Below are 25,871 nucleotides of genomic sequence, written 5' to 3'. Positions count from 1 at the left end.
GTGCCCGACGGCGCCGGATCGAAACCCGCGATCGTCGATCGGGTGCGATCAGCGCCGGTCGGGAGCCGGTTCGTCGGCCGGGTCGTCGCGCAGGAACAGGTACCAGTACGACGTGGCCACGAAGACGACGGCGCCGACCAGGTTGCCCAGGAACGCGAACGCCCAGTTGTGCAGGGTGTCCCCCCAGCCGAGCCCGGGCACGCCGGCGAAGATGCCGGCCGGCAGGAAGAACATGTTGGCCACGACGTGGTCGAAGCCCATCGCCACGAAGGCCATGATCGGGAAGAAGATCCCGAGGATCTTCCCGGAGACGTCGTCCGCGGCGAGCGAGAGCCAGACCGCCAGGCAGACCAGCCAGTTGCAGCCGACCCCGCGCAGGAAGATCTGCCACGCGCTCTCGTGCAGGCCCTTGGCCTCGACGATGTCGGCCAGCCGCTGGTGGGTCAGCGCCGCGGTGGCCCCCGCTTCGGAGTCGACGCCGCCGATGACGCCGGTCTGCACGGCCAGGAAGTAGGCCACGAACAGCGCCCCCAGCAGGTTGCCGACCAGCACGAGGGTCAGGTTGCGGACCACGTCGGCGACGGTCAGCCTGCCCTGCATCGCGCTGATCGGCACCAGCATCATGTTCCCGGTCAGCAGGTGCGAGCCGGCGACCAGCACCAGCACCAGGCCGAGGGTGAACGCCGCGCCCATGAACAGCGTGGGCAGCGTCCCCCAGGTCCGCGGGTCCAAGCCGGAGGACACCGTGATGGCCACCAGCCCGCCGAAGGCGATGTAGGCCCCGGCCAGGAACGAGCCCACCAGCACCTTGTCCCAGCGCAGGTGGGCCTTCTTCGTCCCGGTCTCGACCGCGGCGGCGGCGATCTCGGGAGGCTGCTTGGCGGTCATCGGCACCTCCGGGTGGGACGGGTCGGCGGACGGCTCGAAACCCCCCGCCCGGTCCGGTTTCCCCGGATCGCCCGGGGGAACCACCGGCGCATGTCCGAACCAGAGCGACCGACCGACGACACCACCACCGACCGCACCGGCCCGTTGTCGCGCGGCTCCGCCGGGCCCGACGCCGCCGGCCGCACGAGCGCCCGTGACGACGACGGGGTGCACCCGACCGAGGGAGCGGCCGACGCGGCCGGACCGGCGGTCGACGCCGGCGACCGGCCCGCCGTCCCGACGACGGTGGCCACCGCGCCGTCGATCCGCGGCGCCTCGTCCAGCGCGCAGGCCGCCGACACCGGGGCCGCGCAGGGCGGGACGGCCGGGGAGCGCGACGACCTGCGGCGCCCGGGCTGACCCGGGCGCGGGCCGGCGGCGCCGTGCGGCTCAGGTGAGGGTCTGCTCCAGCCTGCGCGACAACATCGCCACGAACGCCGCCGGCTCGGCCAGTTCGCCGCCCTCGGCCAGCAGCGCCATGCCGTGCAGCAGCTGTGCGGTCTCGCGCAGGCCGGGGTCGTCCGGGCGCTGCTCGTGGGCCTCGCGCAGGCCGGTGACCAGGGCGTGGCCCGGGTTGAGCTCCAGGATCCGCTTGACCTTCGGGGGCTCCTGCCCCATCGCCCGGTACATCTTCTCCAGCGTCGGGGTGAGGTCTGCGGCGTCGCCGACCAGGCACGCCGCCGAGGTGGTGAGCCGGTGGGAGAGCCGGACCTCCTTGACGTCGTCGTCGAGGGTGGCGGCGAGCCAGCCCAGCAGGGCGTCGAAGCCCTTCTTCGTCTCGTCGTCGACGTCGTCGCCGCCGAGGTCGACCTCGCCCTTCGCGACCGAGGTGAGCGCCTTGTCCTCGAAGGTCGGCACCATGTCGACCCACACCTCGTCGACCGGGTCGGTGAGCAGCAGCACCTCGTAGCCCTTGGCCCGGAACGCCTCCAGGTGCGGGGAGTTCTCCAGCGCCGCTCGCGACTCGCCGGTGGCGTAGTAGATCGCCTCCTGGCCCTCGGGCATCCGCGCGATGTAGTCGCGCAGCGTCGTGGGCTTCTCCGGGTCGTGGGTGGAGGCGAACGAGCAGATCTCCAGGATCGCCTGGCGGTTGTCGTGGTCGGAGAGCAGGCCCTCCTTGACCGCGCGCCCGAGCTCGGACCAGAACGTCGCGTACTTCTCCGGCTCGTCGTCGAGCATCGAGCGCACGGTGGAGAGCACCTTCTTGACCAGCCGCTTGCGGATCAGCTGGATCTGGCGGTCCTGCTGGAGGATCTCGCGGGAGATGTTGAGCGAGAGGTCGTTGGCGTCCACGACGCCCTTGACGAAGCGCAGGTACTCCGGGACGAGCGCCTCGCAGTCGTCCATGATGAACACGCGCTTGACGTAGAGCTGGACCCCGCGCTTCGCCTCGCGCATGAACAGGTCCATCGGCGCGTGCGAGGGCAGGAACAGCAGCGCCTGGTACTCGAAGGTGCCCTCGGCGGAGAGCCGGATCGTCTGCAGCGGCTCGCGCCAGTCGTGGCTGACGTGGCGGTAGAACTCGGTGTACTCCTCGTCGGAGACGTCCTTCGGCGAGCGCGCCCACAGCGCCTTGCGCGAGTTGACGGTCTCCGGCTCGCCCTCGCCGCCGGCAGGGGCCATCCGGATCGGCCAGGTGATGAAGTCGGAGTAGCGCTTGACGATCCCCTTGACGGTGGTCGGGTTCGCGTAGTCGTGCAGCGCGTCCTCGGTGTCCTCGGGCTTGAGGTGCAGCGTCACCGCGGTGCCCTGCGGGGCCTGCGGCTCGTCGGAGACGGTGTAGGTGCCCTGGCCGTCGGACTCCCAGCGCACGCCCGACGCGGCCCCCGCCTTCCGGGTGACCAGCACGACCCGGTCGGCCACCATGAAGCTGGAGTAGAAGCCGACGCCGAACTGCCCGATCAGCTCCGCGGTCGCCTGCTCCGATGCCGCCCCGGCCTCCCGCGCCTGCTGCAGCCTGCCCAGCATCTCCGCCGTGCCCGACTTGGCGATGGTGCCGATCAGGTCGACGACCTCCTCGCGGGTCATCCCGATGCCGTTGTCGCGCACGGTCAGCGTCCGCTCGCCCGGGTCGGTCGCCAGCGCGATGTGCAGGTCGGAGGTGTCGACCTCGAGGTCCTTGTCCTGGTACGCGGCCAGGCGCAGCTTGTCGAGCGCGTCCGAGGCGTTCGAGATCAGCTCGCGCAGGAACACGTCCTTGGTCGAGTAGATCGAGTGGATCATCAGCTGGAGCAGCTGGCGAGCCTGCGCCTGGAACTCGATCGTCTCCGTCGACATCGGTGACGACACCTCTTCCCTGGTCGGAAACCGTTGCCCGACAAGGGTATTGGCGCCCGGTCGGCGGCGTGCTGACGGGCACCGTGCCGCGCGGGCGCCGGTCCCGGGCGGTCGGGACCACCGATCGTCGCCGATCACGACGACCGTGGGGCCGCCGTAGTCTGCCTGCGGCGACGGGGATCCGGGGGGCGGATGGGCGGCGACAGACTCGGGATGCGGTGGGGGCTGGCCGGGGGCACGACGATCGCCTCGGTCGCGGAGGCGCGGCGGGTGGCGCGCTACGCCGACGCCGCGGGCTTCGACGGCCTGTGGATCTCCCACGCCACCGCCGTCGACCCGGTGGTGGCGCTGGCCTGCGTCGCCGACGACATCGCGAACCTCGCCGAGGTCGGCACGTCGGTCGTCCCGCTCTACGGCCGCCACCCCATCGGCCTGGCCCAGCTCGCCCGGACCGCGCAGAGCGCGCTGGGCGGCCGGTTCACCCTGGGCATCGGTGCCGCGTCGCGCGGGGCGGTGGCCACCACCATGGGCCTGGGCTGGGAGCACCCGCTGGCCTTCACCCGCGAGTTCATCGACGGTCTGCAGCCGCTGCTGGCCGGGCGCCCGGTCGACCTGGACGGCGCCCAGCTCAGCGCGCACGTCGCGCTGACCATCGACGCGCCGGCCACGCCCATCCTGCTGGCCGCGCTCGGCCCGCGGATGCTGGAGCTGGCCGGGCGGCGCGTGCACGGCACGTCGGTCGGGCAGTGCGGCCCGCGCACCATCGCCACCCACATCGCGCCCGCCATCCGGGCCGCCGCCGCGGCCGCGGGCCGGCCGGACCCCCGGATCATGGCCCTGGTCCGCATCTGCGTGACCGACGAGCCGGCGCCCGCGTACGAGCTGGCGCGGGCGACGGCCAGCCGCTACCGCCAGGTGCCCTCCTACGCCGCCGTGCAGGACCGGGAGGGCCTGGCCGACCCGGCCGAGCTGCACCTGATCGGCTCGTGGGAGCGGGTGCTCGACGGCCTGGCCGCCTACGGGGCCGCCGGTGCCACCGACCTGCGCCTGGAGGTCGCCGCGCCCGACGAGGCCTCCCGGGAGGCCACCCGGGAGGCGCTCGCCGCGCACCTGGGCTGAGCGGAGCTGGTGGAGCGCCTGCGGACGCGCGCCCGGCGCTTCGCCGCCGCGGTGCGCCGACCGGCCGGACCACCGTCGTCGCAGGTCAGAGCGTGCGGTGGGACCCCGGGAGCAGCTGCTTCCGTCCGGCGGAAGCGCGCACCAGGATTGTTGACAATCTTGTTCCCGATCCCGCAGGCTGACCCTCCACCACGGACGAGGAGAGTCGATGTCGGTGTCGATGTCGGGGTCGGAGTCGACCACCACCGGGAGCCTGCTGGTGGTGAGCGCGCACGCCGGGGACTTCGTCTGGCGGGCGGGCGGCGCCATCGCCCTGGCCGCCTCGCGCGGTGAGCGGGCCACCGTCGTGTGCCTGAGCTACGGCGAGCGCGGCGAGTCCGCGCGCGCCTGGCGCGAGGGCCACTCGCTGGAGGAGATCAAGGCCATCCGCCGGGAGGAGGCCGGCAACGCCGCGGCCGCGCTCGGCGCCGAGGTCCGCTTCCTCGACGCGGGCGACTATCCGCTGGTCGAGTCGCAGGAGCTGGTCGACCAGCTGGTCCGGCTCTACCGCGAGCTCTCCCCGACCGTCGTCCTGACCCACACGCTCACCGACCCCTACAACGGCGACCACCCCGCGGCGGCGCGGATGGCGCTGCAGGCCCGCGTGCTCGCCCAGGCCATCGGCTACGACGCCCCGGGCGACCCGCTGGGCGCCCCGCCGGTCTTCTTCTTCGAGCCGCACCAGCCCGAGCAGTGCGACTTCCGCCCCGACGTGCTGCTCGACATCACCGAGGTCTTCGACCGCAAGCGCAAGGCGATGGAGTGCCTGCCCGCCCAGCAGCACATGTGGGACTACTACACCGACCTCGCCAAGCGCCGCGGCGTGCAGCTCAAGCGCAACGCCGGGCCCAACCTCGGGCTCGCGCACTCGACCATGGGCGAGGCGTTCGTCCGGCTGTACCCGCAGGTCACCGGGGAGCTGTCGTGACCACGCCCGTCGGCAAGGTCGTCATCACCGACCCGCCGCGCGCCGACCCGGACACCGTCGGCGCGCTGGCCGAGCTGGGCGTGGCCACCGTGCACGAGGCCCAGGGCCGCGCCGGCTACCTCGGCACCGGGCTGCGCCCCATCCAGGACGGTGCGCGCGTCGGCGGCACGGCCGTCACCGCGCTGTGCTGGCCCGGCGACAACCTGATGATCCACGCGGCGGTCGAGCAGTGCGCCCCGGGCGACCTGCTCGTGGTCACCACCACCTCGCCGTGCACCGACGGGCTGTTCGGCGAGCTGCTGGCCACCAGCCTGGCCACCCGCGGGGTGCGCGGCCTGGTCACCACCACCGGCGTGCGCGACGTCGCCGAGCTGCGGGAGATGGGCTTCCCGGTGTGGTCGGCCGCGGTGAGCGCGCAGGGCAGCGTCAAGGCCACCGCGGGCGCGGTCAACGTCCCGGTCGTGGTCGGGCGCCAGGTCGTGCGGCCCGGCGACGCCGTCCTGGCCGACGACGACGGCGTCGTCGTGGTGGCGCGCGAACGGGTCGATGAGGTGCTGGCCGCGAGCTACGCGCGCGTGGAGAAGGAGCAGGCGGCGCGCAAGGCGTTCCGCGAGGGCGAGCTGGGCCTGGACCGCTACGGCCTGCGCGCCACCCTGGCCGACCTCGGCGTCACCTACGTCAGCGCGACGGAGACCGAGCCGTGAGCGCCACCGGCGTGCGCTGCACGCTGATGCGCGGCGGCACGTCCAAGGGCGCGTTCTTCCTGGCCGACGACCTCCCGGCCGACCCGACCGCCCGCGACGACCTGCTGCTGCGGATCATGGGCAGCCCCGACCCGCAGCAGATCGACGGCGTGGGCGGCGCCCAGCCGGTGACCAGCAAGGTCGCGGTGGTCTCGGCGTCCGCGGCGCCCGACCGCGACGTCGACTACCTGTTCCTGCAGGTCGGCGTGGAGGCCGCGACCGTGTCGGACAAGCAGAACTGCGGCAACCTGCTCGCCGCCGTCGGCCAGTTCGCCGTGGAGCGCGGGCTCGTCACCGCGGCCGACGGGGAGACCAGCGTGCGCATCACGATGGTGAACACCGACGGGCTGGCCGTCTCCCGGTTCGCCACGCCCGGCGGGCGCGTCGACTACACCGGCACCACCGCGATCGCGGGCGTGCCCGGCACCGCCGCTCCCGTCGCCCTCGACCTCGCCGACACCGAGGGCTCCACCTGCGGCAGCCTGCTGCCGACCGGCCGGCTCGTCGACGAGATCGACGGCCTCGAGGTCACCTGCATCGACAACGGCATGCCCGTCGTCGTGGTGCGCGCCGCCGACCTCGGCCGCACCGGCTACGAGAGCCCGGCGGAGCTGGGCGCCGACGCCGCGCTCACCGAGCGGGTGCAGCGCCTGCGCCTGCTGGCGGGCGAGCTGATGGGGCTCGGCGACGTCAGCGCGGCGTCGGTGCCCAAGACGACCCTGGTCGCCGCGCCGCGCGCCGGCGGGGCCATCAGCACCCGCACGTTCATCCCCGTGCACCCGCACCCGGCGATCGGCGTGCTGGGCGCGGTCAGCGTGCTCACCGCGGCGCTGCTCGACGGCGCGGTCGGCCACGAGCTGCTGGTCCGCCCGGCGGGCGAGGGGCCCCTGCGCGTCGAGCACCCCAGCGGCTTCCTCGACGTGGAGGTCGAGTTCGAGCCCGGTGCCGACCCGCCACGGGTGCGCCGCTCGACCGTCGTCCGCACGGCCCGTCCGCTGTTCGACGGGACCGTCTTCCCCCGCCCGTGTCCCCCCGTCCGCGACCACTGACCTGGAGCGCACGATGTCCGAGACCGCCCAGCCCGAGACGTCCCGACCCTTCCCCGTGCGGCGCCTGCTCCACGACATCGCCCACCTCGCGCACGTCGAGCTGTTCACCCCGGAGCCCGAGGCCAGCCTGGACTTCTTCGTCGACGTGCTGGGCCTGACCGAGAACGGCCGCGACGGCGACTCGGTCTACCTGCGCACCTGGGACGACTACGAGCACCACAGCTTGAAGCTCACCGCCTCGTCGACCTCGGGCATCGGGCGCACCGGGCTGCGCGCGTCGAGCCAGGAGGCGCTGGAGCGCCGCGTCGCCGCCGTCGAGGAGATGGGCCTGGGCGTCGGCTGGAAGGACGGCGACCCCGGCATCGGACCGACCTACCTGTGCCGCGACCCCGACGGCCACGAGATCGAGCTGTACTGGGAGACCGAGCGCTTCCGGCCGACCCCCGAGCTGCGCCCGGCGCTGAAGAACCAGGCCCAGGCCTACCCGGGCCGCGGCGTGAGCGTGCGCCACCTCAACCACGTCAACTACCTGGCCGAGGACGCGGCGCGCAACGGCGACTTCATCTGCGACGCGCTGGGCGCGCGGGTCACCGAGCAGATCCAGCTGGACACCGGGGTGATCTCCGGGCAGTGGACGCACTTCAACCAGAAGTCCTACGACCTCGTCTACACCAACGACTGGACCGGCTCGCGCGGGCGGCTGCACCACATCGCGTTCAGCACCGACACCCGCGAGGACATCCTGCGCGCCGCCGACATCGCCCTGGACAGCGGCGTGTTCATCGAGACCGGCCCGCACAAGCACGCCATCCAGCAGACCTTCTTCCTCTACCTCTACGAGCCCGGCGGCAACCGCATCGAGCTGTGCAACCCGACCGGGCGGCTGATCTACGCCCCGGACTGGGAGCCGATCACCTGGACCGAGGCCGAGCGGGCAAAGGGCCAGGCGTGGGGGCTGAAGACGATCGCGTCCTTCCACACCCACGGCACCCCCCCGGTCGATGCCGCCCCGAGCGATGCCGCACAGAGCTGATCCGGGCGTCGGAGGGGGCGGCGGGCGGTGACCGCGGCCGGGCCCGACCCGGCGGCGGAGCCCCCCGCGGACGGCACGGCGCGGGTGGTCGATGCCGTCCGGCGGGCGATCGTGGCCGGTGAGTTCGTGCCCGACCAGCGCCTCGTCGAGGCCGACCTGTCCGAGCGGTTCGGCGCGGGCCGCAGCAGCGTGCGCTCGGCGCTGCTGCAGCTCAGCGGCGAGGGCCTGGTCGAGCGGGTGCAGCACCGCGGGGCCAGGGTGCGGGCCGTGCCGCTGGCCGAGGCCGTGGAGGTCACCGAGGTCCGGATGGTCGTCGAGGGCCTGTGCGCGGCCAAGGCCGCCACCCGGCTCGCCGACGCCGACCGCGAGCGGCTGCGCGGGCTCGGCGCGGCGATGCGCGAGGCCGTGGCCGCCGGCGACCTGCTGGGCTACTCCGAGCTCAACCAGCGGCTGCACGCGCTGGTGCGCGCGCTGGGCGGGCAGGCGACGGCGGCCGGGGTGCTGGAGCGGCTGCGCGGGCAGAACGTGCGCCACCGGTTCCGGCTGGCGCTGCTGCCGGGGCGGGTGGCGGCGTCGCTGCCCGAGCACCTGGAGATCATCGAGGCGCTCTGCTCCGGCGACCCGCGGGCCGCCGAGGCCGCGGTGCGCGGCCACCTGCGCAGCGTCATCGCGGCGCTGCCTGCGGTCGACCGCGGTCCCGACCTCCCGCTCGACTCGCTGTGAGCCGCCCCGTGAGCCGCCCGGCGGGCCCCTCAGCCCAGGAAGCGCACCACCGACTCGAGGATGCAGACGGGCTTCTCCCCGCCCTCGCGCTCGACCACGCCCGAGACCGTGAGCTGGTAGCCGCCCCGGACCTCCTCGACGTCGAGCAGCGTCGCGCGCAGCCGCAGCTTCGACCCGACCGGCACCGGCGCGGGGAAGCGCACCTCGTTGAGCCCGTAGTTGACCGCCGTGGTGCAGTCGGTGACCACCAGCACCTGCGACCACATCGGGATGAACAGCCCCAGGGTCAGGAAGCCGTGCGCGATCGGGCCGCCGAACGGGCTCTCCGCCTCGGCCCGCTGCACGTCGACGTGGATCCACTGGTGGTCGTCGGTGGCGTCGGCGAAGCGCTGGACGCGCTCCTGGGTGACCTCGACCCAGTCGTTCGTGCCCAGCTCGGAGCCCGTGAGCCCGGGCAGCTCGGCGAGGGTGGTCGTGGTGGAGCTCATCGGGGGCCTCCTCGGAAACGCACAACACATCTGGCGACGATCGACATGCTAAGTGTTGGACGACGCCCCCGGGAGGCCCCCCGGCCGCGGGTTCAGCCCCGGCGCAGGTCCGCCACGAAGGCCGCCGCCCGGTCGACGAGCGCCTTCTGGTGCGGCTCCAGGTCGTGCCCGCCCATCCCGCCGACGACCGGCAGCAGCGGGTCGTCGAGCACGTGCACCCCGGCCAGCTCCTGGATCGTGGCGAGCCCGCAGAACGGCACGTAGATCGGGCTGTAGCCGCCCTCCTGCAGCAGGACCAGCCGGCCACCCGCCGAACGCCGCGCCGCCTCCACGACGGTCCGGGTGAGGGTGACGAACCCGCGCGTGGTGACCAGCTGGCGGGCCAGCGGGTCCATCGCGTTCGGGTCGAACCCGGAGGCCACCAGCACCAGATCGGGGGCGTAGGCGTGCAGCGCCGGGCCGATCACCGCCTCGGCGGCGTACTGGTAGGCCCCGTCGCCGCACCCGACGGGCATCGGGATGTTGATGTTGTAGTGCTCGCCGGGCCCGGTACCGCGCTCGTCGATCAGCCCGGAGTCCGGCGGGAAGCAGCGGTCCTGGTGGATGGAGACGGTCAGCACGGAGGGGTCCTCCGCGAAGATCGCCTGCGCGCCGTTGCCGTGGTGGACGTCCCAGTCGACGATCGCGATCCGCTCGACGCCCAGCTCCGCGCGGGCGTGCTTCGCGGCGATGGCGACGTTGTTGTAGATGCAGAACCCCAGGCCGGTCTCCGGCAGCGCGTGGTGCCCGGCCGGGTTGACCAGGGCGTAGCCGTTGTCGACCGCGCCGGAGACGACGGCCTCGGTCATCGCGATCGCGCTGCCCGCGCCCAGCGCCGCGATCCGGTGCGCGCCCTTGCCGAACGGGGAGATCCCGTCGCCGGCGTCGCCGCCCTTGGGCTGCGCGCTCTCCCGCACGATCCGCTCGATGTACTCCGCGGTGTGCACCCGCCGGAGCTGCTCCTGCGTCGCGGGGCGCGGGGCGATCCGGGTCAGGTGGTCGATCAACCCGGACACGCAGACGAGCTCGTGCATGCGGCGCTTGGTGTCGGGGTGCGCCACGTGGTTGAGGGGCTGGTGGCCCACGTCGGGGTCGGCGGGGAACAGCGAGCCCGTCCCGGTGTCGTGCCAGCCGAAGATCTCGTCCCACAGGTAGCCGGTCGTCATTGAAGGACTGTCCTCTCCGGAGCGGTTCAGCGGCCTCGCAGGGAGTCCAGGAAGCCGTCGAGCATGGCCAGCTGCCGCGCGGGGGTGGTGTCGCGCGGCATGAACAGGGCGTTGATCTGCAGCCCCATGAGCATCGCGAGCAGGCCGTCGACCACGACGTCGTCCGACCGGCCCGCGGGGACCTCCCCGGTGGCCCGGGCCTGGCGCAGGTACACGCGCACCTGGTCGCGCCACTCGACCATGGTGCTCTCGAAGAACTCCACCAGGTCGGCGTGGCCGACGGCGTGGTCCCAGAAGCCGATCACGACCCGGGCCTCGCGCAGCCGGACGTCGTCCAGCGGCATGATCTCCAGGCAGAGCAGGCGCAGCGCGGCCAGGCCGCCGCGGTCGCCGATGGCCGCGCCCGCCCGCTCGTTGGTGGCGTCGTAGGCCCGCCGGAACGCCGCGCGCAGCACGGCGTTCTTGTCGGGGAAGTAGCGGGTGAGCGCGCCGTTGGCGTACCCCGCCACGGCGGCCAACTCGCGCATGGTCACCGACTGGAACCCGCGCGAGGAGATCAGCGACCAGACCGCTTCGATGATCTCCCCGCGCCGCGCCTCGTGATCGACGATCTTCGGCATCAGCCCAGGATGGCCGACAGCTCCCGGTTGCGGTCGCCGCGGCCGCGCACCACCGTGCCGAGCACGACGCCGGCCACCAGCACCACGAACGGCAGCAGGACCAGGGTCCAGCCGGTGGCGCTGAGCGTCCACGGCGTCGTCGACGGGTCGACGCCATCGGGCACCGTGCCCGCCAGCAGGCCGAACCGCGAGATCAGCAGGTAGAGCCCGGTGAGCAGGCCCAGCCCGGCCAGGATCGGCGCGGCCGTCGTCGACCACCAGTGCCGCTCGCGCCCGGACCGGCCGAAGTACGCCAGCACGGCCACGCACACCAGGATCTCCACGACCACGACGGAGATCACCGCCAGGCCCGAGGTCCAGTAGAAGAGGTTGAGCACCGGATCGAGACCGGCCAGCGCGAACACCACGATGACCAGCCCGGTGAGCACGCTGGTGGCGATCGAGCCGGTGGCCGGGGCGCCCCGGCCGTTGGTGCGGTGCAGCGCCGCGGGCAGCACGCCCGCGCGCCCGAGGGAGAAGAAGTAGCGGGCGCTGCAGTTCTGGAAGGCCAGCAGGCCGGCGAACAGGCTGGAGACCACCAGCCAGCTCATCACCGTGGCCAGCCAGTCGCCGACGTAGGTGGCGGCCACGCCGAACAGCACCGCCGCCGGGTCGGCCAGCGGCGTGCCGTCGACGGTGGACAGCTCGGCGACCTTGCCCTCGATGCCGCTCGCGCCCAGCCCGCTCACGACCGCGAAGGCGGCCAGGGCGAAGATCACGGTGATCAGGCCGACGGCGAGGTAGGTGGCCCGCGGCACGGTGCGCTCCGGGTCGCGGCTCTCCTCGCCGTAGATCGCGGTGGCCTCGAAACCGATGAAGGAGGCGAAGGCGAAGGCCAGCGCGATGCCGGCCGAGCCGACCAGACCCCCGACGAACACGTTCTGCGGGGCGAAGGACGCCGCGAGGTCGAGCCCGTCGGGGCCACCGCCGCTGCCGATCACCGCGAACGCCACGACCACCAGGCTCAGCAGCTCGCAGATCATCAGCACGCCCAGCACCTTGGCGCCGATCTCCACGCTGATCAGCGACAGCCCGAGCACGACCGCCCAGGCCAGCAGCGACCACACCCACCACGGCAGGTCGACGCCCGCGGTGGCGGCCATCTGCCCGGCGAGCACGGCGCCGAAGAAGCCGTAGACCGCCAGCTGGATCGCCAGGTAGGCCAGCACCGACACCAGCGCCGAGCCGACGCCTGCCGGGATGCCCAAGCCGCGCCCGACGTAGGCGAAGAACGCGCCGGTGTTGGTGACGACCCGGCTCATCGCCGAGAACGCCGAGCTGAAGATGATCAGTGTGATGCCGACCGCGACGTAGGCGCCGGGGGCGCCCGCACCGCTGCCCGCGGCGATCGCCACCGGCACGGCACCGGTCATGCCGACCAGCGGGGCCGCCGCGGCGACCACGAAGAAGACGATCCCGGCCACGCCGAGGCGGTCGGGCGCAAGGCCGTCCCCGCCGGCGGGCCCACGGGATCGGCGGGTGCTGGTGCGCTCAGCCATGGTGGTGCGCCTCCCCGTGACCGGACGCGCCACCCGACGCGCAGTGGTCCGACGCGGACGCGGGCACGTCCAGCGTGGGGTTGCGGTCGAAGAAGCCGACCGGCTTGAGGGTGAAGCCGGTGTAGTCGACCGGCATGATCGGCCAGTCCTCCGGGCGCGGCACGTGGGTGAGCCCGAAGGTGTGCCAGACCACGACGTCCTGGCCGTCGAGGTCGCGGTCGGCCGCGACGTAGGCGGGCAGGCCGGAGCCGCCGGCGTGCTGGTTGACGAAGTCGCCGGCCGAGTACCGCTCGGCCGGGTCGTAGCGGGTGACCCACAGGTGGCGGGTCGCGAACGCGGCGCGCCGGGCGATCGAGGAGTCCGGGTCGGCCAACAGCGTGGGCAGGCCCTGCGGGACCAGGGCGTAGCCGACGGGGCGGCCCACCGCGTTGGTCCTCTCGGGGTTGACGACGTGCCAGACCCGGTTGCGGTCCGGCGCCGCGTCGCGCTGGGCGGCGGACTCGCTGCCCAGCACGGTGTGCCGCACGGTCCAGGCGTTGCCCCGGTGGTTGTCCGGGCCCATCGGCACCCGGGCGACCTCGACCTCCTCGACGCGGTTGGCCGGGCCGTCGACGGTCATGTCCAGCCGCGCCGAGAACAGGTGCTGGTGCAGCGGGGCGCCCAGGCCGGGGGCGATCTCCGAGGCGTAGGGGTAGTCGCCGCCGGGGTGGGCGGAGGTGAACACGACGCCGGTGGCCTTGGCCTCGAACGCGATGGTGCCGTCGAGGTAGAGGTACCAGTAGAAGCCGTAGTCGTAGTTGCCGACGGTGGTGAAGAAGGAGATCACCAGGCGGCGCTGGCGGCGGGTCTCGGAGGAGCCCGACCAGATGTCGGAGTGCTTCCAGAGGATGCCGAAGTCCTCCTCGTGGATGCAGACCGCGTTGGGCAGCACCCGCGGGTCGCCCTTCTCGTCGGCCAGCACCGCGTCCATGTAGGTGATCTCGCCGAGGCAGTCGCAGCCCAGCTCGAGGGAGTTCGCGTAGCGCCCGACCAGGTACTCACCGGTGTCGAAGTAGTTCTGCCACGAGCGCACCGGCGCCGGGTCGGCGTAGGGCACGACCATCTCGGCGATGGAGGCCCGGTAGATGATCGGACGCACGCCGGCGCCCTCGTCGAAGCCGATCTGGTGCAGCACCAGGCCCTCGCGGGCGTCGAACCCGACCCGCAGCGACCACTTCTCCCAGGTGAGCTGGTTGCCGTCGAGGGTGAGGCTGGAGCCCTGCGGCTGGGTGATCTCGATGGGCTTCTGGGTGGTGCGCAGCGGGCCGCGGACCTCGGGGTCGTCGTAGTTGCCCGACACGTCGGGAACCGGCACGACGCCGGCGTCGATGACCTGGTCGACGACCCGGTTCATGGTGTCGACGTAGGCGACCAGCCCGTCGATCGGGTGCGCCCAGGCCGAGTCGGCCTCGTGCTCCTGGACGAACGCCAGCCCGCGCAGGACCCGCCGGCCGGCCTCGTCGGGGTACTCGTCGGCGTACACGCCGGCCGACAGCGGGGCGACGCGCACCTTCTCCACGTCCAGCCCGCGCGCGGCCAGCGCGGCCAGCCAGCGCTCGTCGGTCGAGAGCAGCGACTCGACCAGCTCGAACTCCTCGTCGAGCACCGGGAGCTGGCCCGCCGTCGCGGTGTCGAGCTCGACCTGCGAGACGACGTCGCCGGCGTCGAGGTCGACCACCACGTCGCGCGAGACCTGGGCGGTGATGTCGAGCAGCAGCGCCCGGAAGCGCCGCGCGGTGCCGTCGCCGTCGCGGTGGGCCAGCACGTCGGACTTGGCCGGCTCCTGCAGTCCGACGTAGACGAAGCGCGTGCTGTCGGCGACCAGGCCCGCGGCGTCGAGGACGCGGCGGACCTCGGAGATCTCCTCGGCGGTGACCTGGTCGAGCGGATGGGATCGGCGCAGCTGCACGGCGGTCGGGGGCACCAGGGCTCCTTTTTGTCTACGAGCGTTGACGAAAGACCCGACGAGGACGCTGGCGGGCATGGGGGTGGGAAGGGCGATCGCTTGCGTGCCCGGCGGTTTCCGGGGTGGGGCTCGAGGCGTCGGACCTTGGGAAACATCGGGACCATAGCACCGGGGACCAGCCGCGGAAGGCCGTTCGCGACGGCCGGGCGGTCAGCGACGGCGACCGGTTCGTCGATCCCCCCAACCGTCGCAAACCACCTAGCCGAGCAGTCCAAGGTGGGTGGCCAGGCGGGCGGCGGCGGCCCGGTTCGGCGCGCCCGTCTTGGCCAGCAGGTGCTCGACATGGGCCGCGACCGTCCGCGGGGTGATCCCCAGCGCCGCGGCGACCTGCCCGTTCGTCCGGCCGCGGGCCAGCGCGGCGAGGACGTCGAGCTCCCGCAGGGTGAGCCCGTGGGGCGCCGACGCGGGGCGGTGCAGCACGACGACGCCGCCCGGGCGCGGGTCCAGCGCGACCGCCAGCAGCTCGCGGCCGAGCACGACGAGCGCGGACGCCGGGACCGGTCGCCCGGCCAGCGCCGCGACCAGCAGGGGGTGCAGCGGCGAGCGCGGGCCGACGAGCTCGGGGCGGGCGCCCGGCGACAGCGCCGTGGCACCGCCCCGGCCGACGAACAGGCCGTCGGCCTCGCCGGTCGCCAGTGCGGCGGTCGCCGCGACGGGGGCGGGCAGCGGGTCGAGCAGGCCCGCCAGGTCGTCGGCGAGCAGCTCCAGCAGGGCGACGGCGTCGTCGTCGGGCTGGCGCGCGTCGAGGGTGCTGATGTTGACCATGCCGAGGTAGCGGCCGTCGGGGGCGGTCAGGCAGTGGGTGAGCCCGTCGCGGAAGCCCAGCGGGCCGATCACCGTGTCGAACATCCGCCCGCTGCGGCGCGGGCCCGGGATGTCGCGCACCCGCACCGGTCGGCCGCTGCGGCGCACCTCGTCGAACAGCGGGTCGGCGTGCATGCCGGCGTCGATCGCGCGCTGCGCGTCGGGCGGGTAGCCCGCGGCGGCCACGGTGCGGTGCCGTCCGGCCGCCGGGTCCCAGCGGGCGAGGGAGGCGCAGTCGTAGGGCAGCACGCCGCGCAGCTCGACGAGCGCGGCCGCGGCCAGCCCGGGAGCGGTGCCCGCGCCGCGCAGCAACCCGCGCAGCTCCCGCGCGGCGCGCAACCGCGACGAGGACGGGTCGCCGATCATCGGCCCACAGTACGGGTGGATCCGCTCCCGACCAGCCCCGATCGCGCATCGGTCGTTCTGCCGATGCCTCGCGCTGTGGGGCGCGGTTAGCGTCCCGGCTCACCCGCCGCGGAGCGGGGCGAGGAGGAACCATGCGGATCGACGAGTACACCGCGCACGACGCCACCGCCCTGGCCGGGTTGATCCGGGACGGCCAGGTGAGCGCCGCGGAGGTGCACGAGGCCGCCGCGGCCGCGATCGACGCGGTGTCCGGCGAGCTCAACGCCGTGGTCGGGGAGCGCTTCGCCGAGCCGCTCGCCCACGACCCCGCCGGCCCCTTCGGCGGCGTCCCGTTCGCGATCAAGGACCTGATCATCCACGCCGAGGGCGTCCGGCAGCGGGCGGGCACCCGGCTGCTGGGCGAGGGCGTCCCCATGCCGGGCGACACCTACCTCATGGCCCGCTTCCGCGCGGCCGGCCTGGCCACCATGGCCGTCACCGCGACCCCGGAGCTCGGCTTCAACGCCAGCACCGAGCCGGTCTCGACCGGTGCGGTGCACAACCCGTGGGACACCACCCGCAGCCCGGGCGGCTCCAGCGGCGGCTCGGCCGCGCTGGTGGCGGCCAGGGCGCTGCCGGTGGCCCACGCCAACGACGGCGGCGGCTCGATCCGCATCCCGGCCGCGGCCTGCGGGCTGGTCGGGCTCAAGCCCACCCGCGGCCGCACCACCGTCGGCCCCGACTACGCCGACCCGCTGCTCGGGCTGGGCATCGAGTTCGCCCTCACCCGCACCGTGCGCGACTGCGCCGGGCTGCTCGACGCCGTGCACGGCAGCGAACCCGGCGACCGCTACCTGCTGCCCGCGCCGGTCACCCCGTTCGCCGCGGCCGCCCGCGACGGCAGCCGCCCGCTGCGCATCGCGGTGCGCACCACCCCGCTCTCGGGCACCGGCAGCGTCGACCCGGAGTGCGTCGCCGCGGTCCGCCGGGTCGCCGACGCGCTGGCCGGGCTGGGCCACACCGTCGTCGAGGCCGCCCCCGCGCTGGACGCCGGGGCGTTCGACGAGGCCAACCTGGTGGCCTGGTGCAGCTTCCTCGCCGACGGCGTCGACGGGCTCGCCGCCGCCCTGGGCGTCACCCCGGGCCCGGACACCCTGGAGGCCACGACCCTGGCCTGCGTCGAGCACGGCCGCACGCTCAGCGCGTCCGACATCTACGCCGCCGACCGGGTCTTCAACGCCACCACCCGCGCCGTGGCCGCGTTCCACCAGGAGCACGACGTGCTGCTCACCCCGACCACGTGCGCGCCCAACACCGCGCTCGGGCACCTGGACGCCGATGACCCCGGCCTGGATGCCCGCGGCTGGTACCACCGGATCTTCGCCTTCGCCGGGTTCACCGCGCTGTCCAACGTCACCGGGATGCCGGCGATCTCGCTGCCGCTGGCGGTCTCGGAGCGGGGCTGGCCGATCGGGGTGCAGCTCGCGGCCGGGACGGCGCAGGAGGCGACGCTCCTGGCGCTGGCGGGCGACCTGGAGCGGGCGCTGCCATGGGCCGACCGGACCCCGGCCGTCGTCGCGGCCACGCCGGCCGGGTCCGCGGTCTCCTAGCCCTCGACCAGCCCTCGACCGGCCCGACCGGCCTCAGGCAGGCAGCCGGTCGCGGGGGTGCGCCCGCGCGGCGCGCGTCTGCCCGAACCCGAACGCCAGGCGCAGCGCCACGCACAGCCAGACCATCACGACCATCGCCGCGAACCACAGCGCGAAGACCACCGCGAGCCGGTCGCGGGGCTCCCCGACCGGCGCCAGCGCGGCCAGCACCGTGGCGGTCACGAGCACCGCGTGCGCCGCGGTCAGCCGCACGCACCGGCGCACGCGGCGGTAGCTGCGCGCCTCGGCGGCCAGTGCGCCCAGCACCACCCGCGGTGCGCCGCGCAGGGTGTACCAGGCCGTGCCGACGAAGGACCCGCCGACGCCGACGACCCACAGCGCCCAGGACAGCGCCCCCGACGGCTCACCGAGGCCCTGCTGCCCCGGCGCCGGGTCGGCCCGGGCCATGAACGCGATGAAGGCCACGAAACCGACCACGATCAGGGGCGCGGTCGCCATGGTCAGGAAGCGCCCGAACAGGGCGCGCACGCGCGTGCTGAGCTCCTCGTCGCCCGGGCGTAGCCGCAGGGCGCGCGCGTACCAGCGGCCCGCGCTGCCGAACCGGCTGCGGCGCTCGTCGAGCATGCCCATGCCGCGCATGGCGACCGCGTTGGCGGGGTCGATCCGCAGCGCGGTCAGCAGGTGGCGGCGGGCGAGCCGGCTGCGACCCGTGCCCAGCGCCAGCTCCGCGGCGACCAGCCAGACCTCCGGGGTGTCCGGGGCCAGCGCGGTGGCCCGGGCCAGCGCCTGCTCGGCCGCGGCCACGGCGCCGGTCGTCCGCTCGGCCTCGACCAGCGCGAGCAGCCCGGGCACCCACTGCGGCGAGTGGTGCACACCCCAGCGGGTGACCTCCAGCGCGCGCTGGGGGTCGCCCGCGGCCCGGTAGGCGAACGACGCGGCCCGGAACAGCAGCGGCACCGGCCCGAACGCGCCCAGCGCGGTGTCGGCGACACGGGCCGCCTCCGCCGGCTCGCCCAGCACCAGCAGCGCGCTCACCGCGACGACGTGCGGGGCCGGGTCGTCCTGGGTGGCCAGGAACGGCGCGACCAGCTCCAGCGCCTCGGCCGCCGACCCGATCCCCAGCAGCAGCGCGGCGCGCTCCGCCGCCGCGGAGCCGGTCATCCCCTGCTCGACCACCGCCGGACGCTAGCCGCCCCACCTGGCCACCGGCCGGCGGGAACGCGCCACATCGCGCGGCCCGGGTCAGTGCAGCTCGGACTCCGCGGGGTAGACCAGCGAGATCGACCCCTCCTGGACGCCGAGCGCCTTGCCCAGGATGCCGCGCATGATCGGCGGTGGGACGAGGCAGTCGGCGCAGGCCTGCGGGCCCGCGGTGATCCGCACCAGTACGTCGGTGCCCTCGCGGCTCACCTCCATGCCGTAGTCGTCGGCGGCCAGGGTGCGCCGGAGGTCGGCCAGGGCCTGGTCGTCGCTGCTGCCGGACGGGCTGTCGGTCACGGCGTGGTCCTCTCGACGGGGGCGGGGGCATCGGTGGGGACGGTCGGGACGGGGTCGATCGGGAAGTGGCAGGCCACCCGGTGCTCGGGCGCCCGCTCGACCAGCACCGGCTCCTCCACCGCGCACCGCTCCCGCGCGCGCGGGCAGCGGGTGCGGAAGCGGCAGCCCGAGGGTGGGTCGAGCGGCGAGGGCGGCTCCCCGGCCGGCGGGGCGGGCCGGCGCGGGCGCCCGGTGCGCGCGTCCAGCCCGGGGATGGAGTCCAGCAGGGCGGCGGTGTAGGGATGGCGCGGGCCGCGGTAGAGCGCCTCGGCCGGCCCGACCTCGGCCAGCTGGCCCAAGTGCATCACCGCGACCCGGTCGCTGACCTGCTTGACCAGCGCCAGGTCGTGGGAGATGAACAGGTAGCTCAGCCCCAGCTCGCGGCGCAGCCGCTCGAACAGGTTGAGCACCTGGCTCTGGATCAGCACGTCCAGCGACGACACCGCCTCGTCGCAGATGACCAGGGCCGGGTTCAGCGCGATCGCCCTGGCGATCGCGACCCGCTGGCACTGGCCGCCCGACAGCTCGTGCGGGCGCCGCCCGGCATGGACCGACGGGTCGAGCCCGACCATGTCGAGCAGCTCGCGCACCCGCGGGCCGCGGTTGCGCTCCCCGTAGCCGCGCAGCGGCTCCTCGACCAGCTCGCCGACCCGCCAGCGCGGGTTCAGCGAACCGAACGGGTCCTGGTAGACCATCTGCATCTGGCGCCGGGCGCGCACCAGCGCGCGCCGGCGCAGGCGGGTCAGGTCGGTGCCCTCGAAGACGACCGAGCCGGACCGCGGCGGCGGCGCCTGGATCACCGAGCGGGCCAGCGTCGACTTGCCCGAGCCGGTCTCGCCGACCACGCCGAGCGTCTCCCCCGCCCGGATGTCGAACGACACCCCCGACAGCGCGTGCACGGTGCCCCCGCGCACCCCGCCCGCGGCCCGCACCGGGAACTCCTGCACCAGGTCGCGGGCGACGAGCAGCTCCTCGCCACGGCGCCGGCCGCCGTCCGGGCGTGCGGCGCCCTTCTCCAGCGTGGTCACACGCCCTCCTTCGCGGGTGCGTCCGGCCGGGCGTCCGGGAGCGGGTGCCAGCACGCCCACCAGTGGCCCGGCTCGTGCTCCTGCAGCGGCGGGTCCTCCGCGCACCGGTCGGTGGCCGAGGAGCACCGGGGCCGGAACGGGCAGCCCCGCGGCAGCGCCGACAGGTCCGGCGGCTGCCCCGGCACCACCGGCAGCAGCGAGTGCGGCTCGCGCTCCAGGCGCGGGATCGCCCCCAGCAGCGCCCCGGTGTAGGGCATCCGCACGTGCGCGAACAGGTCGGCGGTGCGCGCCCGCTCGACGACCCGCCCGGCGTACATGACCACGACGTCGTCGGCGTAGCTGGCGGCCAGGCCCAGGTCGTGGCTGATCAGCACGATGGCCGTGCCCAGGCGCTGCTGCAGCTCCAGCAGCAGCTCCATGATCTGGGCCTGGGTGGTGACGTCCAGCGCGGTGGTCGCCTCGTCGGCGACGAGCAGGCGGGGCTCGCCCGCCAGCGCGATCGCGATCATCACCCGCTGCCGCATGCCGCCGGAGAGTTGGTGGGGGTACTCGTGGAAGCGCCGCTGCGGGGCCGGCAGGTGCACCAGCGACAGCAGCTCCACCGCGCGCCGGTGGGCAGCGGCCTTGGGCAGGTCGGAGTGTGCCCGCACCGCCTCGGCGATCTGCGCGCCGATCCGCATGGTCGGGTTGAGCGAGCGGGCCGGGTCCTGGAAGACCATCGCGATGTCGGCGCCGCGGTGGCGGCGGGCCTCCCGCTCGGACAGCCCGACCATCTCGGTGCCGTCGAACCGGGCCGAGCCGCTCACCCTGGCCGTCGGGGGCAGCAGGCCCATCAGCGCCCGGGCCGCGACGCTCTTGCCCGAGCCGGACTCGCCGATGATCGCCAGCGTGCGCCCGGGCGCGAGCGAGTAGCTCAGCCCGTTGACCGCGTGCACGGTCCGGCCCCGGCCGACGAAGCGGATCCGCAGGTCGTCCACCACCAGCAGCGGCTCGGTCCGGTCCGGGTCGCGGCGCGGGGGCGGGGCCGCTGCGGTCGCGGTGGCCAGCACGTCCTCGCGCTCTGCCACTGGTTCGCTCGCAAGCTCGCATCGCACTCCCTCGCTAGCGCTCGGTCGGCGCTGCGCGGGCGCTGTGTTGGATGATTCGCTCGCAAGCTCGCTCATCGGCCACTCCAGCGGGCGCGCAGGGTCTCACCGAGCAGGTTGAACGCCAGCACGGTCACGAACAGCGCCAGGCACGGCCAGACCACCAGCGCCGGCGTGGCCGACAGGCTCTGCTGGCCCTGCGAGATCATGTTCCCCCAGCTCGGCGCGGGCGGGGGGATGCCCAGCCCGAGGAAGCTCAGCGCCCCCTCGATGACGATCACGATGCCCATCCCGAGCATCGCGAAGGTGATCAGCTGCGGGGCGATGTTGGGCGCGACGTGGCGGGCCAGCACCCGCCACCCGGGCGTGCCGCAGAGCTGGGCGGCGGCCATGAACGGCAGCTCGCGCAGCCGCAGGGTGGCCGCCCGGGAGATCCGGGCGAACGCCGGGACGCTGAAGAACGCCAGCGCCAGCACGGTGTTGGTCTGGCTGGCGCCCAGGCTCTGCGCCACCGCCAGGGTGAGCACCAGCGACGGGAACGCGATCAGCACGTCCAGCACCCGCATGATCACGGTGTCGGTCGCGCCGCCGAGGTAGCCCGACAGCGCGCCGAGGGTGCCGCCGACGGCGAGGCCGAGCAGGTTCACCGCCACCGCCACGGTCAGCGACGACCGCCCGCCGTGCAGGATGCGGGAGAGGATGTCGTTGCCGTTCGGGTCGGTGCCCAGCAGGTGGCCGGGCGAGCCGGCCGGCAGGTAGGACTCCAGCACGCTGCCGCCGATCGGCGGCGGCACCGGCAGCACCAGCGGCCCGACGAAGCAGGCCAGCGCGACCAGCGCGACGACCGCGGCGGGGACGGCGATCTCCAGGTTGCGCAGCCACCACGCCCCGGCCCGCCCGCGGACGGGCCCGGCTTCGACGGCCACCGCGGCGTCAACGACTGCCATAGCGGATCCTCGGGTCGAGCACGGCGTAGAGCAGGTCGGCGACCAGGTTCGCCAGCACCGCGACGACGGCGAACACCAGCACGCAGGCCTGCACGACGACGAAGTCGCGGGTGTTGACCGCCTGCAGCATCAGCTGGCCGATGCCGGGCAGCGCGAAGATCTGCTCGACGATGACGGTGCCGCCGATCAGCGTGCCGAGGTTCAGCCCGACCACGGTGATCAGGCCGAACGAGGAGTTGCGGAACGCGTGGCGCAGCAGCACCTGCCCCGGCCCGATGCCCTTGGCCCGGGCCGTGGTGATGTAGTCCTCGCCCTGCAGCTGGTCGACCAGGTCGCCGCGCAGGAACCGGGTGTAGAAGCAGAACAGCGGGAACGAGATCGCGGCCACCGGCAGGGCCATCGAGTGCAGGTTGCCTGCCACGCTCTGCGAGAGCGGCACGAACCCGATCGCCGGGAACAGCGCGAGCTCGACGGCGAACAGCAGCACCAGCAGCAGTGCCAGCACGTAGTTCGCCACCGACAGCCCGGTGATCGAGACCAGCATGCTGACCCGGTCGAACATGCGCCCGGGCCGGTAGGCGGCCAGCAGCGCGACCGGCACGGCCAGCCCGAGCGAGACCAGGAACGCCAGCCCCACCAGCTCCCCGGTCACCGCCAGCCGCTCGCCGAGCAGCGCGGTCACCGGCTGGCGGCTCACCAGGGAGGTGCCCAGGTCGCCGGTGACGGCGGCGCCGAGCCAGTCGAGGTAGCGCACGTACCCCGGCTGGTCCAGGCCGAGCTCCTGCTCCAACGCGCGGACCTGCTCCGCGGTGGCCTCGGGCCCCAGCAGCTGCTGGGCGGCGTTGCCGGGGATCAGGTTGAGCACCCAGAACGTCAGGATGCTGACCCCGACGACGATCGGCACCGCCAGCAGCACCCGCTTGCCGACCAGCCGGGTGCCCGGCGAGGCCAGCACGGTGGCCAGCCTGCCGGGCGCCCGGTCGTCCCGCGGATCGCTCGGGGCGGTGCCCGCCGGGGTCGCGGTGGGGACCGTCACTGCGGCGCCGCCCGCCAGACCTCGTCCCACAGGATCCCGGTGTTGACCACGATCGGCGGGATCTTGGTGGTCAGCCCGGGCCCGTACACGCCCTCGGTGGCCAGGCTCGCCGCCGCGAACGCCAGCCCGAAGGGCGCGTAGGCGTTGTCGCTGATGCGCTTGCCCGCCTCGGCGTAGAGCCGGGCCCGCTCGGCCTGGTCGACGGTGGCCGCTGCGCTGTCGAGGAGCTGGTCGAGCTCGGGGTCGGCCACGCCGCTGAACGGCGAGTCCGAGCGGAACCGGAACGCCACGCCCACGCCGGAGGCGGGGTCCCACGCGCCTGCGGTCTGCAGCATGGACTGCCACTGGTTGGAGTTGAACTGCTGCACGAGGGTGGACAGCTCGTAGGTCTCGGTGCTGACCGTGATGCCTGCCTCCTGCCACTGGGTCTGCAGCGCGGTCATCACCTGCTCGGCGACGTAGCTGCGCAGGGTCCCGAGCTTGACCTCCAGCCCGCCCAGCTCGCCGACCAGCTGCTTGGCCCGCTCGACGTCGTGGGCCGGGTAGCCCTCGACCTTCTCCTGGTGGAACAGCCCGCCGGGGCCGGTGAACGTCTGGCTCACCGGGTAGAGACCGCGGAACAGGCCCTGCGAGATCGCCTCGAAGTCGGTGGCGGCGTAGATCGCCTCCCGGGCCCGCGGGTCGTCGAAGGGCGCCGCCTTCGTGTTGAGCTGGATGACGTAGGGCGACGTCGGCGGCTGCGCGGTGACGGTCAGCGCGCCCTGCTGCTGGGCGGCCTCCAGCAGCGGCGTGGTGCTCAGCCCCTCGTAGGCCTGCGCCTGGCCGGCCAGCAGCGCCTGGTAGGCGGGCTGGTCGCCGCCGATGGACTGGAAGGTCAGCTTGTCCAGGTAGGGCAGGCCCTGCCGGAAGTAGGTCGGGTTGCGCTGCAGCACCAGCAGCGACGACAGCTGGTTCTCCACCACCGTGAACGGCCCCGCCCCGACCGGGGTGATCTTGAACTGGTCCTCGCCCTGCTGCTGCAGGGCGGTGGGCGAGACGATCCAGTTCGTGTTCGACACCGGGAAGGAGTTGATCACCGCGGCGTACGGGCGGCTGAACCGCAGCTCGACGGTCTGCGGGTCGACCACGGTGATGCCGTTCTCGGCCAGCGGCCAGCGCGGGTTGCACGTGCACGGCGAGGCCACGGCGCGGGTGAAGTTGAACGCGACGGCCTCGGCGTCGAACGGGGTGCCGTCGCTGAAGGTGAGATCCGGGCGGATCTTCAGCCGCACCGTGCGGCCCTCGTCGAGCAGCTCGAAGGTCTCGGCCTGGTGCGGCTCGACCCGGGCGTTGGAGCCGTCGTCGTCGGCGGCCAGCCGGAACAGCCCGCCGTAGATCGCGCTGAGCTGGGTCACGTTCGCCCCGCCGGTGGTGCTGGTGGCCGGGTCCAGGCCGGTCGGCCAGCCGCCGGCGAAGGTCACGTTCTCCAGCACGGTCAGCTCGCCGCCGCTCTGCGGCGGGCCCGCCGCGGCGGCGTCCGGAGCGGCCGCGCCGCCCCCACCCCCGCCGCACGCCGCAACGCCGATCAGGGCCGCCGCCAGGGCGGCCGAGTACCGCAACCGCAGCCGTCTCATCTGGTTCTCCCGGGGTCCGAAGTCCGTGGTGGCGCCGGGTGACCGGGCTCACTCACCGGCGTCCAGCGTCGGGGAGCCACCCCGCCGGGACAGACCCCGCTTTCGCGGGGCGGAAGACGAGTTCGCGACGGACGTCCCGGTCCGGTTGCTCCCCCGGGCGCTTGTGACGGCGGACCGGCGCCGGTGAGACTGGGGCGGACGGACGGGCGCTGGACGAAGGAGTCGGCGTGAGCGAGCTGACGGCTGCGCAGGTACGGACCGGGCACCACGAGGAGCGGGCCGCGGGGCGTGCCGCGTGTCGCGACGCACCGGAGGTGGCGCCGCACCGCGCCCCGCATCGACCCACGGCGGCGGGCCGGGTGCTGTCGGTGCTGGACGCGTTCGGCCCGCGGCACCGCACGCTGTCGTTGAGCGAGATAGCCCGGCGCGCCCACCTGACCCTGCCCACCGCGCACCGCCTGGTGGGCGAGCTGGTCAGCTTCGGCGCGCTGGAGCGCGACCCCGCCGGCCGCTACGCGGTGGGCCTGCGGCTGCTGGAGCTCTCCGCGCTGGCCCCGCGCGGCCTGGAGCTGCGCGAGGTGGCCTTCCCCTACCTCGACGACCTGCACCGCACCACCCGCGGCAACGTGCACCTCGGCGTGCGCGACGGCGTGGAGGTCGTCTACGTCGAGACGATGCGCGCACGCACCCGGCACCCGATCAGCAGCCGGGTCGGCGACCGCTGGCCCATGCACGCCTCGGGCATGGGCCTGGTGCTGCTGGCCTACGCCGAGCGAGGGCTGCAGGAGCAGGTCCTGGCCGGGCCGCTGGAGCGCTTCACCGAGCTGACCGTCACCGACCCGGGCGAGCTGCGCCGCACCCTGGCCCAGATCCGCCGCTCAGGGGTGGCGGTGGCCCGCGGCCAGATCACCCTGCCCAACCTGGCCGTCGCGGTGCCGGTGCACGGCGCCGACGGCGAGGTCGCCGCGGCGATCTCGGTCGTCGTGGAGGCCGAGCGCGCCCGCCCCCGCGAGCTGGCCGCCGCCCTCAAGCAGGTCGCCACCGCGATCACCCGCTCGATCTCCGCCCGCGTCAGCTGACGGTCCCCTCCCCCGCTACACCGTCGAGAACGAACTCGTCGTCGTGTGGGCCGGGCCCCCACCACCACCGGTTCGGTCTCGACGGGGGTGGGGG

Annotated in this window: 24 protein-coding genes; 9 read left to right on the top strand and 15 right to left on the bottom strand. The window is 74.3% G+C overall.

What is annotated here, in order from left to right; genetic code table 11:
* Positions 1-48: 48 nt before the first annotated feature.
* Positions 49-888, bottom strand: a complete 840-nt coding sequence (locus tag KDL28_RS14075) for a formate/nitrite transporter family protein (protein WP_252438603.1) — start codon at positions 886-888, stop codon at positions 49-51.
* 90 nt (positions 889-978) lie between these two features.
* On the opposite strand from KDL28_RS14075, the gene KDL28_RS14070 reads away from it, so the two are divergent.
* Complete coding sequence (locus KDL28_RS14070) at positions 979-1,287, top strand: hypothetical protein (RefSeq protein ID WP_252438601.1); 309 nt, start codon at positions 979-981, stop codon at positions 1,285-1,287.
* A 30-nt stretch (positions 1,288-1,317) separates the two neighbouring features.
* On the opposite strand, the gene htpG is transcribed toward KDL28_RS14070, so the two are convergent.
* Positions 1,318-3,204 (bottom strand): molecular chaperone HtpG, encoded by a 1,887-nt coding sequence (htpG, locus tag KDL28_RS14065; RefSeq protein WP_252438599.1) that lies wholly within the window; start codon positions 3,202-3,204, stop codon positions 1,318-1,320.
* A 192-nt stretch (positions 3,205-3,396) separates the two neighbouring features.
* On the opposite strand from htpG, the gene KDL28_RS14060 reads away from it, so the two are divergent.
* From KDL28_RS14060 to KDL28_RS14035, 6 genes are all read left to right on the top strand, one after another.
* Positions 3,397-4,323 (top strand): TIGR03564 family F420-dependent LLM class oxidoreductase, encoded by a 927-nt coding sequence (locus KDL28_RS14060; protein ID WP_252438597.1) that lies wholly within the window; start codon positions 3,397-3,399, stop codon positions 4,321-4,323.
* A 208-nt stretch (positions 4,324-4,531) separates the two neighbouring features.
* Positions 4,532-5,290, top strand: coding sequence for a PIG-L deacetylase family protein (locus KDL28_RS14055; RefSeq protein ID WP_252438595.1), 759 nt, complete (start codon positions 4,532-4,534; stop codon positions 5,288-5,290).
* Entirely contained in the window at positions 5,287-5,994 is a 708-nt protein-coding gene (locus KDL28_RS14050) for a 4-carboxy-4-hydroxy-2-oxoadipate aldolase/oxaloacetate decarboxylase (RefSeq protein ID WP_252438593.1), read from the top strand. Before KDL28_RS14055 ends, KDL28_RS14050 begins: the two co-directional genes overlap by 4 nt.
* The gene (locus KDL28_RS14045) at positions 5,991-7,082 is read left to right on the top strand and encodes a 4-oxalomesaconate tautomerase (RefSeq protein WP_252438591.1); all 1,092 of its coding nucleotides are present in this window, start codon (positions 5,991-5,993) and stop codon (positions 7,080-7,082) included. Before KDL28_RS14050 ends, KDL28_RS14045 begins: the two co-directional genes overlap by 4 nt.
* A gap of 13 nt (positions 7,083-7,095) precedes the next feature.
* On the top strand, positions 7,096-8,115 hold the full coding sequence (locus tag KDL28_RS14040; RefSeq protein WP_252438589.1) for a catechol 2,3-dioxygenase: 1,020 nt from the start codon (positions 7,096-7,098) through the stop codon (positions 8,113-8,115).
* Between the two features lie 27 nt (positions 8,116-8,142).
* Positions 8,143-8,838 (top strand): GntR family transcriptional regulator, encoded by a 696-nt coding sequence (locus KDL28_RS14035; RefSeq protein WP_252438587.1) that lies wholly within the window; start codon positions 8,143-8,145, stop codon positions 8,836-8,838.
* 29 nt (positions 8,839-8,867) lie between these two features.
* Here the strand turns inward: KDL28_RS14035 and KDL28_RS14030 are convergent, their stop codons facing one another.
* The 6 genes from KDL28_RS14030 to KDL28_RS14005 all read right to left on the bottom strand — a co-directional run bounded on the left by KDL28_RS14030 (position 8,868) and on the right by KDL28_RS14005 (position 15,864).
* The gene (locus KDL28_RS14030) at positions 8,868-9,326 is read right to left on the bottom strand and encodes a MaoC family dehydratase (RefSeq protein WP_252438585.1); all 459 of its coding nucleotides are present in this window, start codon (positions 9,324-9,326) and stop codon (positions 8,868-8,870) included.
* A 92-nt stretch (positions 9,327-9,418) separates the two neighbouring features.
* Positions 9,419-10,531 carry a histone deacetylase-like amidohydrolase gene (locus KDL28_RS14025; RefSeq protein ID WP_305882208.1) on the bottom strand — a complete coding sequence of 371 codons (1,113 nt, stop codon included), beginning with the start codon at positions 10,529-10,531 and terminating at the stop codon, positions 9,419-9,421.
* A gap of 26 nt (positions 10,532-10,557) precedes the next feature.
* Entirely contained in the window at positions 10,558-11,151 is a 594-nt protein-coding gene (locus tag KDL28_RS14020; RefSeq protein ID WP_252438583.1) for a TetR/AcrR family transcriptional regulator, read from the bottom strand.
* On the bottom strand, positions 11,151-12,689 hold the full coding sequence (locus tag KDL28_RS14015; RefSeq protein WP_252438581.1) for an APC family permease: 1,539 nt from the start codon (positions 12,687-12,689) through the stop codon (positions 11,151-11,153). Before KDL28_RS14015 ends, KDL28_RS14020 begins: the two co-directional genes overlap by 1 nt.
* Positions 12,682-14,652, bottom strand: a complete 1,971-nt coding sequence (locus KDL28_RS14010) for a primary-amine oxidase (protein WP_252438579.1) — start codon at positions 14,650-14,652, stop codon at positions 12,682-12,684. The genes KDL28_RS14015 and KDL28_RS14010 overlap by 8 nt, the downstream gene beginning before the upstream one ends.
* Before the next feature lie 240 nt (positions 14,653-14,892).
* Positions 14,893-15,864, bottom strand: a complete 972-nt coding sequence (locus tag KDL28_RS14005) for a helix-turn-helix transcriptional regulator (protein ID WP_252438577.1) — start codon at positions 15,862-15,864, stop codon at positions 14,893-14,895.
* A 131-nt stretch (positions 15,865-15,995) separates the two neighbouring features.
* Here KDL28_RS14005 and KDL28_RS14000 point away from each other — a divergent pair, with 131 nt between their 5' ends.
* Positions 15,996-17,453: an amidase gene (locus KDL28_RS14000; RefSeq protein ID WP_252438575.1), complete on the top strand. Its 1,458-nt coding sequence runs from the start codon at positions 15,996-15,998 to the stop codon at positions 17,451-17,453.
* A gap of 33 nt (positions 17,454-17,486) precedes the next feature.
* Here KDL28_RS14000 and KDL28_RS13995 read toward each other — a convergent pair whose 3' ends face one another.
* The 7 genes from KDL28_RS13995 to KDL28_RS13965 form a co-directional block, all read right to left on the bottom strand.
* Positions 17,487-18,629: a tetratricopeptide repeat protein gene (locus tag KDL28_RS13995; protein WP_252438573.1), complete on the bottom strand. Its 1,143-nt coding sequence runs from the start codon at positions 18,627-18,629 to the stop codon at positions 17,487-17,489.
* A 66-nt stretch (positions 18,630-18,695) separates the two neighbouring features.
* On the bottom strand, positions 18,696-18,950 hold the full coding sequence (locus KDL28_RS13990) for a hypothetical protein (RefSeq protein WP_252438571.1): 255 nt from the start codon (positions 18,948-18,950) through the stop codon (positions 18,696-18,698).
* The gene (locus KDL28_RS13985) at positions 18,947-20,017 is read right to left on the bottom strand and encodes an ABC transporter ATP-binding protein (RefSeq protein ID WP_308216003.1); all 1,071 of its coding nucleotides are present in this window, start codon (positions 20,015-20,017) and stop codon (positions 18,947-18,949) included. Before KDL28_RS13985 ends, KDL28_RS13990 begins: the two co-directional genes overlap by 4 nt.
* A complete protein-coding gene (locus tag KDL28_RS13980) occupies positions 20,014-21,084 on the bottom strand; it encodes an ABC transporter ATP-binding protein (RefSeq protein WP_252438569.1) in 1,071 nt (356 codons plus the stop codon). The genes KDL28_RS13985 and KDL28_RS13980 overlap by 4 nt, the downstream gene beginning before the upstream one ends.
* Before the next feature lie 92 nt (positions 21,085-21,176).
* On the bottom strand, positions 21,177-22,049 hold the full coding sequence (locus KDL28_RS13975) for an ABC transporter permease (protein WP_252438567.1): 873 nt from the start codon (positions 22,047-22,049) through the stop codon (positions 21,177-21,179).
* Positions 22,036-23,085, bottom strand: a complete 1,050-nt coding sequence (locus KDL28_RS13970) for an ABC transporter permease (protein WP_252438565.1) — start codon at positions 23,083-23,085, stop codon at positions 22,036-22,038. Before KDL28_RS13970 ends, KDL28_RS13975 begins: the two co-directional genes overlap by 14 nt.
* Positions 23,082-24,698 (bottom strand): ABC transporter substrate-binding protein, encoded by a 1,617-nt coding sequence (locus tag KDL28_RS13965; RefSeq protein WP_252438563.1) that lies wholly within the window; start codon positions 24,696-24,698, stop codon positions 23,082-23,084. The genes KDL28_RS13970 and KDL28_RS13965 overlap by 4 nt, the downstream gene beginning before the upstream one ends.
* Before the next feature lie 227 nt (positions 24,699-24,925).
* Here KDL28_RS13965 and KDL28_RS13960 point away from each other — a divergent pair, with 227 nt between their 5' ends.
* Positions 24,926-25,777 carry an IclR family transcriptional regulator gene (locus KDL28_RS13960; protein WP_372496969.1) on the top strand — a complete coding sequence of 284 codons (852 nt, stop codon included), beginning with the start codon at positions 24,926-24,928 and terminating at the stop codon, positions 25,775-25,777.
* The last annotated feature ends 94 nt before the right edge of the window (positions 25,778-25,871 follow it).

The organism is Pseudonocardia humida (assembly GCF_023898865.1).
Lineage (GTDB): Bacteria > Actinomycetota > Actinomycetes > Mycobacteriales > Pseudonocardiaceae > Pseudonocardia > Pseudonocardia humida.
Note: the sequence above shows the minus strand (reverse complement) of the source record. Positions and strands in the feature narration are given on the sequence as shown.